At 43.2% G+C, this 15,783-nt stretch carries 12 protein-coding genes; 5 read left to right on the plus strand and 7 right to left on the minus strand.

The genetic code is table 11. The features are described from left to right. Positions 1 to 62: 62 nt before the first annotated feature. Entirely contained in the window at positions 63 to 1,172 is a 1,110-nt protein-coding gene (locus CXF61_RS12120; RefSeq protein WP_165598380.1) for a 4-phosphoerythronate dehydrogenase, read from the plus strand. Positions 1,173 to 1,222: 50 nt separating this feature from the next. Beyond that, on the plus strand, positions 1,223 to 2,251 hold the full coding sequence (epmA, locus tag CXF61_RS12125; protein ID WP_165598365.1) for an EF-P lysine aminoacylase EpmA: 1,029 nt from the start codon (positions 1,223 to 1,225) through the stop codon (positions 2,249 to 2,251). 158 nt (positions 2,252 to 2,409) lie between these two features. On the opposite strand, the gene CXF61_RS12130 is transcribed toward epmA, so the two are convergent. The 6 genes from CXF61_RS12130 to CXF61_RS12155 all read right to left on the minus strand — a co-directional run bounded on the left by CXF61_RS12130 (position 2,410) and on the right by CXF61_RS12155 (position 7,638). Next, positions 2,410 to 3,051 carry an NAD(P)H-binding protein gene (locus CXF61_RS12130; protein WP_165598366.1) on the minus strand — a complete coding sequence of 214 codons (642 nt, stop codon included), beginning with the start codon at positions 3,049 to 3,051 and terminating at the stop codon, positions 2,410 to 2,412. A 236-nt stretch (positions 3,052 to 3,287) separates the two neighbouring features. Continuing rightward, positions 3,288 to 3,737: a YaiI/YqxD family protein gene (locus CXF61_RS12135; protein ID WP_102093310.1), complete on the minus strand. Its 450-nt coding sequence runs from the start codon at positions 3,735 to 3,737 to the stop codon at positions 3,288 to 3,290. After that, on the minus strand, positions 3,737 to 5,113 hold the full coding sequence (locus tag CXF61_RS12140) for a 5-(carboxyamino)imidazole ribonucleotide synthase (RefSeq protein WP_165598367.1): 1,377 nt from the start codon (positions 5,111 to 5,113) through the stop codon (positions 3,737 to 3,739). The genes CXF61_RS12135 and CXF61_RS12140 overlap by 1 nt, the downstream gene beginning before the upstream one ends. Before the next feature lie 197 nt (positions 5,114 to 5,310). Continuing rightward, positions 5,311 to 5,862, minus strand: coding sequence for a 5-(carboxyamino)imidazole ribonucleotide mutase (gene purE, locus CXF61_RS12145; protein ID WP_165598368.1), 552 nt, complete (start codon positions 5,860 to 5,862; stop codon positions 5,311 to 5,313). A 107-nt stretch (positions 5,863 to 5,969) separates the two neighbouring features. Then, entirely contained in the window at positions 5,970 to 6,926 is a 957-nt protein-coding gene (locus CXF61_RS12150) for a metallophosphoesterase (RefSeq protein ID WP_165598369.1), read from the minus strand. Positions 6,927 to 7,029: 103 nt separating this feature from the next. Further along, the gene (locus CXF61_RS12155; RefSeq protein ID WP_165598370.1) at positions 7,030 to 7,638 is read right to left on the minus strand and encodes a rhomboid family intramembrane serine protease; all 609 of its coding nucleotides are present in this window, start codon (positions 7,636 to 7,638) and stop codon (positions 7,030 to 7,032) included. Positions 7,639 to 8,060: 422 nt separating this feature from the next. Here CXF61_RS12155 and CXF61_RS12160 point away from each other — a divergent pair, with 422 nt between their 5' ends. Beyond that, positions 8,061 to 9,707 carry a hypothetical protein gene (locus CXF61_RS12160; protein ID WP_165598371.1) on the plus strand — a complete coding sequence of 549 codons (1,647 nt, stop codon included), beginning with the start codon at positions 8,061 to 8,063 and terminating at the stop codon, positions 9,705 to 9,707. Positions 9,708 to 10,005: 298 nt separating this feature from the next. After that, a complete protein-coding gene (locus tag CXF61_RS12165; RefSeq protein ID WP_165598372.1) occupies positions 10,006 to 11,604 on the plus strand; it encodes an OmpA family protein in 1,599 nt (532 codons plus the stop codon). A 101-nt stretch (positions 11,605 to 11,705) separates the two neighbouring features. On the opposite strand, the gene nagZ is transcribed toward CXF61_RS12165, so the two are convergent. Then, entirely contained in the window at positions 11,706 to 12,782 is a 1,077-nt protein-coding gene (gene nagZ, locus CXF61_RS12170; RefSeq protein ID WP_165598373.1) for a beta-N-acetylhexosaminidase, read from the minus strand. Between the two features lie 464 nt (positions 12,783 to 13,246). On the opposite strand from nagZ, the gene CXF61_RS12175 reads away from it, so the two are divergent. Then, complete coding sequence (locus CXF61_RS12175; RefSeq protein WP_165598374.1) at positions 13,247 to 15,457, plus strand: carboxy terminal-processing peptidase; 2,211 nt, start codon at positions 13,247 to 13,249, stop codon at positions 15,455 to 15,457. Positions 15,458 to 15,783: the final 326 nt, after the last annotated feature.

Here is a 15,783-nt window from a genome sequence, read left to right on the forward strand (position 1 = left end):
GAATAATGACAAATGAGAATATGGCAGAATCGACGAATAATAAGACCGATAAATTAAGTACAATTAAAAATATCACTATTTTAGCGGACAGCAACATCGCCAGTCTGAATGATTTTTTTAATGATGCTATGCTTGGTCAGCTGACTGAGCATACGGTTGAGATTATTACTGTCGCTGGTCGAGCTATTGATGCAGCGCTACTTGCCGAAGTACAGCCAGATGTGCTGCTGATACGCTCTGTGACGAAAGTAAACGAAGCGCTATTGGCTGACAATAACAGCGTGCAGTTTGTTGGGTCTGCGACTATTGGTACCGACCATGTAGATAAAGATTATCTAGCATCTCGCAATATCACTTTTGCCAATGCGGCTGGTTGTAGTAAGCATTCTGTGGCTCAATATGTGTTGACAGCTGTTTTCACTTTGCGTCCGCAGTATTGGCAGCAGTCGGCGTCGTTAACCTTAGGTATTATTGGCCTTGGTAATATCGGTAGTACGCTTGCTCAATATGCCTATGATTTGGGTTGGCAGGTGCTAGGCTATGATCCCCTGTTACCAGCCTCTGAAACTAACAATGCTAGCTTGGAGCAGGTACTTAGCCAAAGTGACGTGGTTAGTCTGCATGTGCCTTTAACCAATGAAAAGAATTCGACGAACCCTAAAGGTAGTGATTACCCAACACGTTACCTTATCAACGAAGCTACATTAGCAGCGATGCCTGCCGATACGATATTGATTAATAGTGCACGTGGGCCTGTGATTGAGGAAAACGCACTTAAAGCAGATATTGAGCATACTGGACGTCAAGTGGTGCTAGATGTGTTTGAGCATGAGCCAGAAGTCGCAGTAAGCTTGCTATCTAATCTTGCTATTGCCACACCGCATATCGCTGGCTATACGCTAGAAGGTAAGCTACGTGGCACACAAATCATTTATGATGCCTTGTGTGAAAAATTAACGATACCTCCAACTCAATCTATGTCCAATCTGCTACCGCTAAATATGTTCTTATGGTCTGAATTAAAATCGTATCCAGACAGATTGCCAAAGTTTTATGACATCATGCAAGATGACGCCTCATTGCGAAATAAAGCAATTGATGGGCAAGTAAATGGTACTGACTTTGACGGTCTGAGACGTGATTACCACTTGCGCCGTGAGTGGCAGTTTTAATTAAACAAGATATTTAGCAACCCACTATTCATCAGTCGAAGTAGAGCCCAATGATTCAAGCAAATAACATTTCTTCGCAGCCTATTACTTCTAAGCCTAGCTACGCGCCAACCATGACACTTGCGATGGCACAACAGCGCGCGCAATTTATCAGTAGTATTCGGCAGTTTTTTACCAGTCGACAAGTGCTGGAAGTGCAGACACCGCTATTATCCCAAGCAGGTAATACAGACACTTTTTTGCAGTCTGTAGCAGCTCACGTGACCTATCAAGACCGTCCACGCACTTATTATTTGCATACCTCGCCTGAGTTTGCGATGAAGCGTTTATTAGCCAGCTGGCAAGTGCCTATTTATCAGATTTGTCCTGTCTTTCGTGATAATGAAATAGGCACGCGTCATAATATTGAATTTACGATGCTTGAATGGTATCAACCGAATTATAGTCTGGACGAGATGGCAACTGAGCTTAATGACTTGTTGGAGGCACTTTATGGTCATTCTGTTGTGATGAGTCATTATCGCTATGTCGATGCCTTTATGGATTTTGTAGGCATCCATCCGTTGACAGCGAATTTAACTGCATTGCAAGCCGTGGCAGAAGATATGGGTTTGACAGGATTTGATTTTAATAATGCTGATGATAGCGAAGAAAACCGTCGTCAGAGCTGGTTAGATTTGTTATTCAGTCATGCCGTAGAGCCAAACCTAGGTCATGATTTGCCGACATTGATTATAGAGTATCCACCTGCGACCGCTGCACTAGCGAAGACAGCTATGGACAAAGATGGTAATAAAATTGCGAAACGTTTCGAGCTATACATTAACGGCATTGAGATTGCCAATGCTTATGATGAGCTAGCAGATGGTCAAGCATTGCGTGACCGTTTTGAACAAGACAATCAATTACGTGCGCGTCATAATCTACCTAAAATGCCAATCGATGAGCATCTATTAGCTGCCTCCAATGATTTGATACCATGTAGCGGTATCGCAGTCGGTATGGATAGATTGCTAATGGTTGTAACAGGTGCAAGCAGCTTGGAAGAAGTCATCCCTTTTCCCAGTAGGCAAGCATGATTGAGCGTGCGTCTTTTAAATTAACTATAATCTAAATATATAATAAAAAGGTCGTTGCCGATTTACCAATTAGATATTGGCGAATCGACAACGACCTTTTGTATTGGCTGCTTCTAAAATCTAGCATCCACAACCAATTTTGCTAATGCTAAATTTATTTATACGGTAGCAACTGCTTCATTAATATCGATATCACCATTGTGTAGATTGAATACCTTACCTATGGTGTTATCCGCTGTGAGTACAGCAGCCAATGTTGTCGCTACATCTTCGATGGCATTCTCACCAGAGCTGGTATCATTGATAGTGATTTTACCGGTACCAGCGCGCTCTTTTAGTGCGCCTGGCTGTACGATAGTGTAATCCAGCGAGCTGTTATTCACTAACCAGTGATCAGCGTAGTGCTTAGAGATGTAGTATTCTTTTAGATCTGCAATACCAGGGTTTTCATCCCATTTGTCAGTTTCTAATGAAAAGACTGAGCTCAGCATAATATAACGTTTAATGCCTTTATCTTGTGCCGCCTGCATCGTTTTCACAGCACCATGCAGATCAACTTCTAGTACGTTTTTACCACCAGATCCTGCTACAAAGTAAACAGCCTCGATATCCTGATCCAGTTGTTTTTCAATAGATTCTTTACTGGCTGTAATGTCTAAATCTAGCTGGGTATAGTTGTCATTATCAAATAGTTTTTCTTTCTGACGAGTCGTGCCAATAACTTGATGGTCATCAGCCAATAACTGCTTAACCAAATCACCGCCCACTCGACCACTTGCACCGACGACTAAAATTTTCATAATCATTCCTATTCTTATTTAAATTTTATTGTTTGAATTATTCAGTAAGTTTATTTATCTTGAAATCCGAATATAGGGTAACAAAGATAGGTAGCACGCTTCGTTATAAAGCGTGCTGATTGAATAGTGTTTGGTTATAGAGTGTATACAGTTTGCAAGGAAGCAAACGTTGATCAGATGACATTGTGTCACAGATGGACAGAATGAGTAAGCGTCAGATAGAACCATAAAAGGCATTAACGAACCAAGCGATTGAGACCATCAGCAAAGGCTTTTTTATCACGATCACCGTAGGGTTTTTGTCCACTCATTTCTTGCAGTTCTAGGACACCAGTACCGCGCATAGTATCCATAAAATCGCGCATATTGAGCTTTTGCTTGATGTTGTTTTTGTCGTAAACCACGCCACGTGTTGTCAGTACCATACCGCCCTTGTCTAAAATGTCATTGGCCAAGGGGATATCGCTAGTAATAGCTAAGTCACCAGCTTGTATCTGCTCGACGATATAATCATCAGCTTTGTCGAATCCTGATGGCACGACAGTCATAACAAGTAGGGGCGACTTGCGTAGCTTAATCGGCTGATTGGCCACAAATATGGCCATGGTCTTGGTACGTTCAGCCGTTTTAATAATCAAATCTTTGGCAATCAATGGTACCGAATCTGCGTCCACCCAAATCTGCATTATTTATTGGCCTTCTCAGATTTTGATGTAGTAGTAGTCAGGCTGCCTGCTTGGCTGTCTTTATGGTCTAGTTCATCAGCTGTGGCATCATTTTGAGCACTGTTCTGAGCGCTATTTTTATCATTACTCTTAGTATCGACGTCTACTTTACTAGGCTGAGTATCTACATTTGCATATTCTTTATCTAGACCAACCTTGTTTGGCAAGATAGCAACCAATTTTGCCATAGCAGGTTCTAAATCAGTCACATCATTAGGCATCAAGGTGATATGAGCAATCTTGCGATCGTCACGCTCAGCCTTATGATAGCTATGATAATGAGCGCCATCGATATTTAGCACTGCACTGATATCGGGATATTGACCCAGTACATTCACCATAATCGCAGGATGCACGTTATCTGTATCACCTAATGGCAAATTAACCACGGCACGGATATGGTTCTCAAACTGGCTGGTAATAGCGCCTTCGATACTCCAGTGTCCAGAGTTGTGGACCCGTGGTGCGATCTCATTCGCCAATATCGCATTATGACCGCGAGCATCTTTGGTGACGAATAATTCAAGCGCCATAACGCCAACATAATCCAAATGGTTCATGATTTTGGTGATAGCGTCTGTTGCTTGTTGAAACAGGTGACTCGTGCCAACAGCAGGTGCTTGAGTCTTGGCTAGTATACCGTTGTGATGATGGTTTTCGACCAAATCGTAACAGCGTACCTGACCATTTTGTGCTCTTGCTGCAATGATAGAGACTTCACGACTAAAGTTAATAAAACCTTCAGCAATTAACGGCGCAGGTGTTGGCGTAAGTGAGCCTTTACCACTGACAGCGTCCTTTAAATCTAGCCAAGCAGCTTTAATATCACTGTCTTGCTTGATAACGAACTGACCTTTGCCATCGTAACCACCTCGGCTGGTTTTTAGAACGATAGGCAGTCCTAACTCTTTACAAGCGTGCTTGAGCTCAGCTTCAGAATTTACTTCCATAAATGGCACGGTTGCAATATCAAGTGTGTTGAACATCTGTTTTTCTTTTAGACGATCTTGAGCGATATCAAGCGCAATCAGTGGTGGGAACATACCTTGCTTGCTGCCAGATTTTGACAAGCTAACCAGTTGCTCGACCGTAGACGTTGGTGTGTTTTCAAACTCTAAGGTAAAGACGTCCGCTGCTGCGATAAAGTCTTCTAATTGATCGATATGAAAGACACGGCCGTACAAGCTGGCAGGACATTCTGGATTGTCTTCTAAGAATACGCATTGGTAACCCAATGGCATAGCGGCTTCGGCAAGCATCATACCAAGCTGACCACCGCCTAAAATACCGATGGTACGAATGGTTTGGGTAACAGGATAAGCGTTTGCTGTAGTCATGGCAGGCTCTTTGAATAAAAGTGAATAAGGTGTTTGGTCTATTAAAATATAAAACTCAATGGGTGAAAATAGGAAAAGGTGCACTGTATGCACCTTATCTCTACTCGGAATTGCTTAAAAGTATATATTGATAACTTCAATCGTTAAGCCTTCAATCTAAAAGACGCTGCTATAAAAGCTGATCGATTTATATTTACCTAAGGATTGATAATACCTGGTGTTGGGCTAGCGAGAATGGTCTCAGTCTGAGACTGGCGCATCTGATCGAGCTTAGTAGCAATCGTAACATCATGCAATGCCAATACTTGAATTGCAAGTAGGGCAGCATTATAAGCACCAGCAGCACCAATCGCCAAAGTACCAACAGCGACGCCTTTTGGCATTTGTACAATAGACAGTAGACTATCCCAACCGCTCAGCATAGATGATTTTACGGGGACACCAAAGACAGGTAACGGCGTTTGACTGGCACACATACCCGGCAGATGAGCGGCACCGCCTGCACCAGCAATGATCACTTGTAGACCATTATCTTTTGCGCTTTTGGCATAATCAAATAATCTATCAGGCGTACGGTGTGCAGAGACAACTTCACAATCAAAAGCAATGTCAAAGTCTGCAAGCAATTGCGCAGCAGCACTCATAGTTGCCCAGTCAGACTGCGAACCCATGATAATGCCAACTTTTGGCTGACCAGCAGGGGAGGTGATTGGACCGTTCTGGTTAGCAGCAGTATTCGTGGTGCTCATGATTGGATATCCTCAAAAAGACCATCATACAAAAATTTTGCTATGGTCGTAAAGCCAAGTTTGACTTTTAGTACTGGTATGGCGCTAATTGCATTGATATCACGATTTTATATATGTTTTTCATCGTGATAATGCTGAACGAAGTGATTGGCTGTCAATGGTAATGGTTGTTCGGTATCCAGTTGATAGCATGTTAGATAGCCGCTATCCACTGCAGCAGAGTAGTCGGTACAGGCAACTTGTGGGCTGAGTGGCTCAGGTGTGCCAGTGAGCCAATAATGCCCGACGAACACAGGTTTATGAGTTTTTAGCGCAAAGTCAATATTTTCAGCCAACGCATCAGGCGGTATTTGTGCCAACGCGGACGATGGAGCACGAGACACTTCACGCAGGGTGCGTGTATTTAACTCATCTAGCCACCAGCGTACTCGTACTCGCGTACGCTCAGTACCTTCTTTGTCTACCATCACAATACCATCAGGTAAGCCTGTTTCGACCCCTTTTAACACTCGCTCTAAAGCGTCAAAGGCGACGGTATCTTCTTTAGCCGTTTCGATTAAACCTGCTGGAGTCAGACAGTTATCGTCAGTCAGAAGGGGTTTTAGTATTGCCATGCTATCTGTATCCCAACAAGCATGCACAAAACAGGCGTAGTCGGTCTCAATCCACAATGGGATTTCATATAGACGCTGCAACCAGTACTCATGTCGCTCTGAGCCAAATGGTATCTCTGCTAAAAACGCCTCGTGTTGGCGTCTATGGATATCATTGTGCGAGCGTAAATACTGGCTAGTATTATCAGGATCAAACGTAGCATATGCCAGCGCATTATATTCATGGTTGCCCATTACTGCATCGGCTACATCGGCATCTAGCATTGCAAAGACAATCTCTAACGTGGCTAATTGCTGCGAACCACGATCGATTAAATCACCGATGAACAAGGCCCTGTGACCTATTGGTGGCACGAAATGCTGACCGTTATGCTCATAGCCCAACTGATGCAGCAGACCGATCAGTTTGTCTGCATAACCATGTATATCACCGATAATATCTATAATCATAATGTATTACTAAATCTCAAATGTAGAAGTGTACCCTGCGCAAAATAGTATTTATAGAGTATAACCGTCTTTAAAGTGATAGCTTTACTATACGTAGAAATGTCTAAAATCCTGGTGATAGCAACGCATTGATAAAGTGCGGTAGTACTTTTGGTTCCAAAACAATCGTAGCGATAACGCCAAATGCGCCGCCCCACATATGAGCCATGTGATTGATATTTGAGCCACCGCGTCGATCAGCATAGATACTATAAAATATATAAGCCACGGCAAATAGTATCGCCGGAATAGGGATCACGGCAAAGAGATAAATTCTCTCCCATGGTGCTAGCAGGATAAAAGCAAACAGAACAGCTGATACACCGCCTGATGCGCCTAGACTCAAATAACTGGCGTTGTTCTTATTTTTCACGTAACTTGGAATCATGGCAACGATAATTGCCAACACATAAAAAACCACAAAACCGTAGCCGAATAAAAACGGCTGATATAGTCCTTCGATAGCACGCCCAAAGAAATACAAAGTAAACATGTTGAAGAGCAAATGCATACTATCAGCATGAATAAAGCCGTGGGTCACAAAGCGATCCCATTGCCCATTGTTAACTGCTGGCGGGTAAAAAATCAATCGATTAAATAGCGTCTTGTTTTGCCAAGCCAATAAGCTGACAATAACTGTAATAATGATAATAAGCGTCGTATGGTTTAACAAAGGAAAATCCTTAGGCTGTGCCTGATATGTGACAATGTTACAAATGACAAGCTACAAATGACAATATTCAAAGCCTAAGTGTTACGGCTGAGTAAAAAATAAGTTTGACGTCTGATCCGTATTAAGTACTAACCATTAGCAATAGACTAATACTAACAGCAGTTGCGATAACGCGAATGCCTATTGTGTGACAAAACGATGCTTTTTTATGCGGTTATAGTGAATAATGTAGCAGTGTACCATGCAACATAAGTGAAACTTTTAGAACGTAGCTAATGAAGACACCAGTAACTAATGTAATGTTCAGACTAGTTACAAGTGCTACCACTGATAAAGAAGTAATATACCCAAGTGACATGGATAAAAATAAAATAAGTGCTTAATTTTGCACATTCAAATAAGGCTGATAGAGGCAGTGGAATATGAACATTATTGACCAGCTAGAACAAACGGTAACCCCAGCTGTAATGGGTAATGATGACAGCAATAATGTCGCCTATGTCAGTTTACTTGAGCAGTTTTATGCTGTTTTGGCCGCGCGCCTAGCTGTGCCACAGGTTTACTCACAGCTGCTGCGCACTGATCAAGTAATCACTAGCAGCAACAATGAAAGCCCTTTATTTGAACAAATATGGCAAGATAAAAGCCTGCAAGAGACTATCGTCCAAGAATTGTCAGCCACCCATCACATTGATGAACAGACAACTGAGCAATTACTAATTAGTGCTACCCCATTGGCATATCGTGAGCTAAAAGTATTGGCCAATGGGCAGTTTTTGCCAGCATTTTTACAAGAAAAGCAGGCTGCTTTACGTCCATATTTACCTATCTGGTCAGCAGCTGTGATTACGGCTACTCAAGGTGTAAATCAGCAAGTACAAAGAAGCTTTGGTTCAGATGATAATAATGTGCCAGTACACGTGCCAGTAAGTGACGACATATCAAATAGACTTGACGACTCTACTTTAGATACTGGCATAGCTGGCATAGTCACACCAATAACGAACACTGATGCAGAAAGTATAGAGCAAAGATCAACTGCTGAGCGCGCAAACACTGAAGCGTTAGATAACGATACGATTGCCAATAGTGATGCTATTCATGCCAATCCAGCAGCCTACCATTTGGCAGAAAACAGTAATTTGAAGCGTGCGCAGGTGCGTACTCGTAATCAACGAAACGATCTACTAATACGTGTGTTTCTATTAATAGTAGCTTTGGCTGCGCTTGCACTAGCAGCATGGGCATTATTAGTGAAACCCAATAATGAAATACCAGTAGAACCTGTGGCCACAGTACCTGTTGAACCACCGCCAGCGCCCGTGCCTCCTGTACCAACAACGACTCCTGTTGAACTTATTGTCGGTGTAGATAACGGCGGCAAATTGTACACTTGTAGCGCGACCGTTGGCGATACTGCGCTGCAAAGCACGTTGCAACAAGCGCTTAATACAAGCTTTGGTGAGCAGGCAAGTATTTGTGAGTTGAACATACAGGATGGGGTAGCAACCACAATCGCTAATATGCCTGCGGAGGCACTGCCCAATGTCTTGACGATGCTTAGATCAACACCATTTGCACGTTTGCATGTGCAAAATGACCGTCTCACACTAGAGGCGCCAGACAATATGCTGCTACAAAGACTGGTCACAGAAGTACGCAACTTAGCACCAACGATGGTAGTCGAGACTACAGCACCACTGCCATTGCCTGATAATAGTAATATTGGTGATGCTACGAACAACATGGCAAACGCAAATAACCAGTTTGTAGATGATGGGGCGGGGATTAATAATCAATTCAACAATAATGGGGTAAATAGTAACTCTGGCGAATATCAAGCATCAGATGATGATACTGGAGATCGTGTGATACCAACTCCTTTGCCTAACAATAATAATAGCTTTAATAATGCGCCCAACAATCTGCCTACTAATGGCACGAGTAATATTCCCAACAACTTTCCTTCGAATAATCAAACGGCCAGACCGCCGGGACCTTTTTCCCCTTCAGAAGTGGATGAGATGGCAAACACGGTCATCGTTGCTGAACCAGCTCAAGTAAGATAGTTTTTATAAGGCACGCTGTTTCATATGGCGTGTCTTTTTATATGGCCTATCTTTTCATGTAGCTTGGCTACAGTTACGTGTGCCAACCGAAACATTACTTATTGTATCATTTGCACAACAACGTACAGACTGTGAATAGCAGCTTAAGAATTTTATAATAATCAAAACCAAATAAAGTAGTTTGATGAATTCATAGCCACCATGACTACTACTATGATGATTTAATACAAAAGAATGATACAACTGCTTTTTGAGCAAACGAATGATATAAATAAAAAATTAAGGGGAGAGCCATATTATGGATATTATTAGCCATTTGACACGCACCGTCAGCCCAGCCGTATTGGAAGATGATCGTAGCCCAGCTAAGAAAAATCTACTAGAACAGTTTTATGCCATTTTTGCTGCTCGTCTTGCAGACAATGATACTTTTAGCCGCTTTGCCAATGAAAACATTGCCCGTGATGACAATGCTTTTTATGACCGTGTATGGACAGAAGGGGCACACCGCGACCAAATTTCTCGTGAACTGGCAGGCAAGCACAATGTCGATGCAACTGCCTCGCGTGGTTTGATTGCGATGGCAGCGCCACTGGCTTTTCATGAGATCAAAAGCTTAGCTGGTACCACGCCCGTTCCACAATTTTTGAATGACAACCTGAACAGCTACCAACACCATATCCCTGCATGGGCGGGTACTGTTTTGCCTGCTAGTGCAGTCGCTGCCACTTCTACTACGGCTGGCATACCGATTTCTGATACCACCAGTACAGCGCCATTGCAAAAAGAAGAAGAGCCAAAAGAGAGCTTTATGAAAGCGCTGCTACCTATTATTGGTTTGATTATCCTAGGTGCATTGGCTTGGGCACTACTCAGAGGATGTCAAGAAAACCCCGAGCCTGTAGCAACACCAGCAGCCACAGTACAGCAAGGGGTACAAGGTAATGAGGCACTAGCGGTTGCCGGCGCGATTGAGCCTGCATCACTGAGCATCGCAACTGGTGAAAATAGCGAGCTGTATGCTTGTCGTATGAGCGTAGGTGATGAGACATTACAAACCAATGTTATGAATGCTTTGACTGGTGCATTTGGTGACGAAGCCAATAAATGCCGTGCTGACGTTGATGATAATTTTGCAGTAGATATGCCAGCATCTGCTCAGTTGGCAACGATATTACCAATTATCAAAAATGTACCGAACGCGAGTATGATTATCAAAGGTGATAACATCACTGTAAATGCTCCTGATAAAGCCGCGTTGGACAAGTTGGTTGCTGACCTACAAGCAGCTGCTCCTGCCATGACCGTGCAAGCTGAAGGCCCATTAGACTTGCAAGGCGAGATTTATGACAGTCTGGCTGCTGCAGATGTGGCGATGACCAATCTAGGTGATAACCCAGATCCACGTGATGTTGCTCGCGCTTTGAGTATTCAGGTGATTAACTTCCAAGTAGATGAAGCGGTTATACCTGAAGTCAATAAGGCGCTGCTAGACCGTGCTGCAGAAATCATCAACAACGTACCTGATATGAAGCTGATGATCGTCGGTCATACGGACAGTCAGGCCTCTGATACCTATAATATGGAGCTGTCTCAGGAGCGTGCTGAGTCAGTGAAAGCGTATCTAGTGTCTAAAGGGGTTGATGCCAGTAAACTAACGACCAAAGGTATGGGCGAATCAGAACCAATCGCAGATAATTCAACCGAACAAGGTCGCTTCCGTAATCGCCGTATTGAATTTATGGTCAATGACGAGGTTGTTAGTGCAAACGATGGCATGATGATAAACGGTGATTCGCTAGATCCAGATATGAACCCATTAGATAGTAACAATGATGATTTGTTACCAGATGGCGATGACGCTACCCAAGGCACTGCGGTAGACCCAACCAATTAATCTATTTGTTCTTATTTTGATTATAGTAGCCAAATGACAAAAACCGCATCTTATAAAGGTGCGGTTTTTTGTATGCTACTCGATGACAATTGAACAAGCTATTATTTATACAGAGTAGGATCTGTCGATTCTTTAGCCGTCTGACCATCAGCTTGCGCATCAAAAAAAGTCTGAGTAATATTTTGCTTGGCTTGCTGCCAGTATTCAAACTGCTGGCAAGTAGACTCAAGATCGCCTTGCCATGTTGGGATGTTGCCGCGCATGGTTTTGATACGTTGCTGGTTAGGGTAAGGCAGATCTTGCGCAGCTTTAGCAGCCTCATGAGCAGCCACACGGTCGTTGCATACGAGGGCAATATCACAACCAGCATCAATGGCCGCTTTTACGCGAGCACTGACATCACCAGCCGCCTTTGCACCTGCCATCGATAAATCATCAGAGAAAAGTACGCCATCAAATTTAAGCTCATCTCGAATGATATCTTGTAGCCAAATTTTGGAGAATCCTGCTGGCTTGTCGTCTACTTGCGAAAATATCACATGTGCTGGCATAAGAGCGTCCAGACTATGTAGTGTTTGAGCAAAAGGTTGCATATCGCTATTAATGATTTCATCCAAGCTACGCGTGTCGATGGCTTCTGATACGTGCGAGTCAGGAGCGATGGCACCATGACCGGGGAAGTGTTTACCAGTGGTTGCCATACCAGCTGCCTTCATACCGCGCATAAACTGTGTTGCAAGCGCAGTGATGGCTTGTGGCTCATGATGAAAGCTGCGGTCACCAATGACTTGGCTAATACCATCTCTATCCAGTACGGGTGCAAAGCTCAAATCGATTCCTACAGCTAGCACTTCAGCTGCCATTAAATAACCGCAATCGTAGGCGCAGCTAAGTGCCTGGCTTGGGTCTTGATTGAATAGTTCACCCAATCGACCCATAGCAGGTAGGGGCGTGAATCCTTCACGTAGCCTCGCGACTCGTCCACCTTCTTGGTCCACACCGATAAGTATGTCTTGATTGTGATAACGTATATCGTCGCATAGTGCTCTGACTTGGGCCGCATCTGTGACGTTACGACCAAACAATATCACTCCGCCGACCTGTGCTTGTTTAATCAAGCTGACATCTTCAGCGGTCAAAGCGGTACTATCAACATCTATCATTAAAACGCCGTACATCGCGTGTTCCTTATTATTTTATATATGGTTATATTATGAGAGTGACTGATTATCTATCTATGGCTGTCTTATCGCTTATCAGTCATTGTTCAGATGTCTTATTATGACAGTTATTATTAACTGAGCATAATGTGGCAGATTATTGGGGTCAAATCAATTTGCTAATAGCCATCAAATTCAGTCATCAAATCGATGTGGATAGCCCTCAATTACTATGTATGATAAAAGTGATAGAAAGTTTGGTATGTACAGAGGTAGAGTGTAAGATTGCTTATACAGTTTGAGACAGTTCAGTATTTATGCGCATGATAATATTGATTGATTTTTGACTATATATCAGTATTTAATGATGCATAAAGTATAAGAATAAAAAACCCAGCATTTATAGGTCATAACAGATTCGAGCATTTCTAATTGTGATGAATTACCCAATACTATTAACTTCAAATAACTAGGTACATATGATGAAAAAACAACCAGCACAGTGGTTACTCAGTGCAGCGTCAGTGGGCATCGCCGGTATTATCCTGACTCAAAGTTACGGTACTGCAGTTGCCGAGACCAATACGGGAAGTTTCGTTCAGACCCCTGAGCAAAAGGTCACTACCCGTCAAGTAGCCGCTTTGCTGGATCGCAGTCATTATCTTAATCAGCCTTTAGATAGCAAGACTGGTAGCGAAATCCTATCAATGTATATCGATAGCCTTGACCCAAACCATACGTTGTTTTTGCAATCCGATGTTGATGAGCTTAAGAAAAAACACGCTGAAGACTTCGGTGCTCGTCTAAAGCAAGGTGATCTATCTGCAGGGGTAGAGGTGTTTGATCGTTATCGCAAACGCTCAAACGAGTACTTTGCGATGGCCACCAAGATGCTCAAAACAGATATTGATTTGACAGGTAATGACACAATCATTCTTGATCGTGAAAAACTCGGCCATTTTAAAACCAAAAAAGAGCAGCGCGATTACTGGGAACGTCAGCTAAAGTTTCAGTTGATGAGCATTACGCTCGGTCAAGAAGACGAAAAAGCCAAAGAGAAAGTATTTTTAAGCAACCCAGATATCACACGTGGACAAGACTTGGTACGTAACGATGAGCGTACGCCAAATGAGATTTTACAAAATCGTTTGTCGCGTCAACAAGAGCAGTTTAAACGCCTCAAAGATGATGAAATCATGGAAACCATCTTAAATACGGCAATGCTGACCTATGATCCGCACAGTAATTACTATGCACCGATTCAAGCGACCGAACTACAAATCCAGTCTAGTCTCCAGTTGGAAGGTATTGGTGTCTCTATTCGTCCGGATCGCAAAAATCCAGACTATACTCGTATTGTGACCTTAGTCGATGGTGGTCCAGCCGCTAAGTCGGGTCAAATCAAGCCCAATGATTTGATCGTCGGTATCGCAAAAGATGGCGAAACCATGACGGACGTGGTTGGTTGGTCAACGCGTGAAATTGTCAGCTTGATTCGTGGTAAACGCGGTACATCGGTTACGTTGAAATTACGTCAACCTAACACGCCAGATGCTAGCGCCCGTACGGTTACAGTGGTACGTGATATTATCCAGCAAGAGGAGTCAGGCGTCACTCAGCGAGTGGTAGAAGTACAGCGTCCTAATATTGATAAGACGCCAAAGCGTATTGGCGTACTTGAGATACCAAGCTTTTACTTAAACTATCGTGCGCGTCGCAATGGTGAAGACTACCGTAGCGTCAGTATCGATACTGAAAAAGCACTAAAAGAGTTGAACAAACAAAATATCGATGGCCTAGTGGTTGATTTGCGCAACAACCCTGGCGGCTCGTTGGATGAAGTTGCCAAGATGTTAGGTTTCTTTATCAAGAGCGGACCACTAGTACAGATTCGTGATAATCGCGGCAATATTCAAGTGTATCGCGACAATGATGGTGGCGAGCAGCTGTATGATGGCAAAATGTCGGTCATTACCAATTTAGCATCGGCATCAGCCAGTGAAATCTTTGCCGCTGCTATTCAAGACTATGGTCGCGGATTAGTGGTTGGTAGTACGACCACAGGTAAAGGCTCTGCGCAGATTCAACTTGATAGCTTGGCGCTAGGTTCTGCGACCTTGACTCAGCGTAAATTCTACCGTATCACAGGTGGTAGTACGCAGAATAAAGGCGTGGTACCTGATGTTGAATTGGTCAATATCTATGATGATGCAACCTTTGGCGAACGCGCGCAGAAAAAAGCTCTGCCTTGGGATACCATCAGAACGGCGCCTTATAAGCCTGAAGGGAAGTTCACTAGCGATACATTAGCGACGCTCAATCAGCAGTCTAAGATTCGCCAACAAAAAAACCCACAATTTACTTATCTGTCGACACTAAATGATATTCGTAACATGGATGATGAAAAGAAACCTGTTCGATTAGATATCAATAGCCGCCGAGCCAAAATGCAGCTGATTGAAAAGCGTTCGCTAGAAGCCGAAAATAGACGTCTGATCGCTACTGGTGAACGCCCATATTCTAATTGGAATACATATCAGGCCGCGATGGATGCAAAATTTGAAGAACGTAGCCGTATGAAAGCCGCTGAACGTCCAGAATTACCAGAGGATGAAGCGTTTATCAATGAGGCAGCTTACCTTATGCTCAGCGCTGAACCTAAGACAATGCTTAGCCCTGAAGAGAAGCTATAATGTGAAGTTATTATAGCGTTACGTAATCTATGTAAGCATATGCTTACATAGATTGACGTTTAGACCTCTTACCAACGAAGGGTCAATCTGCGACTATAACTGTACGGCACGATTGAACGAAACGGTTCATTGATACTAGGGATTGGTATCTTAAAGGTCGCACTAGGGATAAGTAGTTTGCTGATTAAGGATGATAAGGCTGGATGCCTGTCAGTTATGAGATACCCCGGGATTAGGTATCACGTAACGCTAACATGGATGGTTGGTAATAAAAGCCGCATGACGCTTGTCGTTATGCGGCTTTGTTACGTCTGGAGACTAGTAAT

Origin of the sequence: Psychrobacter sp. 4Dc, assembly GCF_002836715.1 — a bacterium.
In the GTDB taxonomy this organism is placed as follows: Bacteria; Pseudomonadota; Gammaproteobacteria; order Pseudomonadales; family Moraxellaceae; genus Psychrobacter.

Coding starts and splice junctions, on each gene's coding strand:
- CXF61_RS12165 (WP_165598372.1), top strand. CDS start 10,006: ATGGATATTATTAGCCATTTGACACGCACCGTCAGCCCAGCCGTATTG.
- CXF61_RS12130 (WP_165598366.1), bottom strand. CDS start 3,051: ATGAAAATTTTAGTCGTCGGTGCAAGTGGTCGAGTGGGCGGTGATTTG.
- nagZ (WP_165598373.1), bottom strand. CDS start 12,782: ATGTACGGCGTTTTAATGATAGATGTTGATAGTACCGCTTTGACCGCT.
- CXF61_RS12140 (WP_165598367.1), bottom strand. CDS start 5,113: ATGACTACAGCAAACGCTTATCCTGTTACCCAAACCATTCGTACCATC.
- CXF61_RS12160 (WP_165598371.1), top strand. CDS start 8,061: ATGAACATTATTGACCAGCTAGAACAAACGGTAACCCCAGCTGTAATG.
- CXF61_RS12135 (WP_102093310.1), bottom strand. CDS start 3,737: ATGCAGATTTGGGTGGACGCAGATTCGGTACCATTGATTGCCAAAGAT.
- purE (WP_165598368.1), bottom strand. CDS start 5,862: ATGAGCACCACGAATACTGCTGCTAACCAGAACGGTCCAATCACCTCC.
- CXF61_RS12150 (WP_165598369.1), bottom strand. CDS start 6,926: ATGATTATAGATATTATCGGTGATATACATGGTTATGCAGACAAACTG.
- CXF61_RS12175 (WP_165598374.1), top strand. CDS start 13,247: ATGAAAAAACAACCAGCACAGTGGTTACTCAGTGCAGCGTCAGTGGGC.
- epmA (WP_165598365.1), top strand. CDS start 1,223: ATGATTCAAGCAAATAACATTTCTTCGCAGCCTATTACTTCTAAGCCT.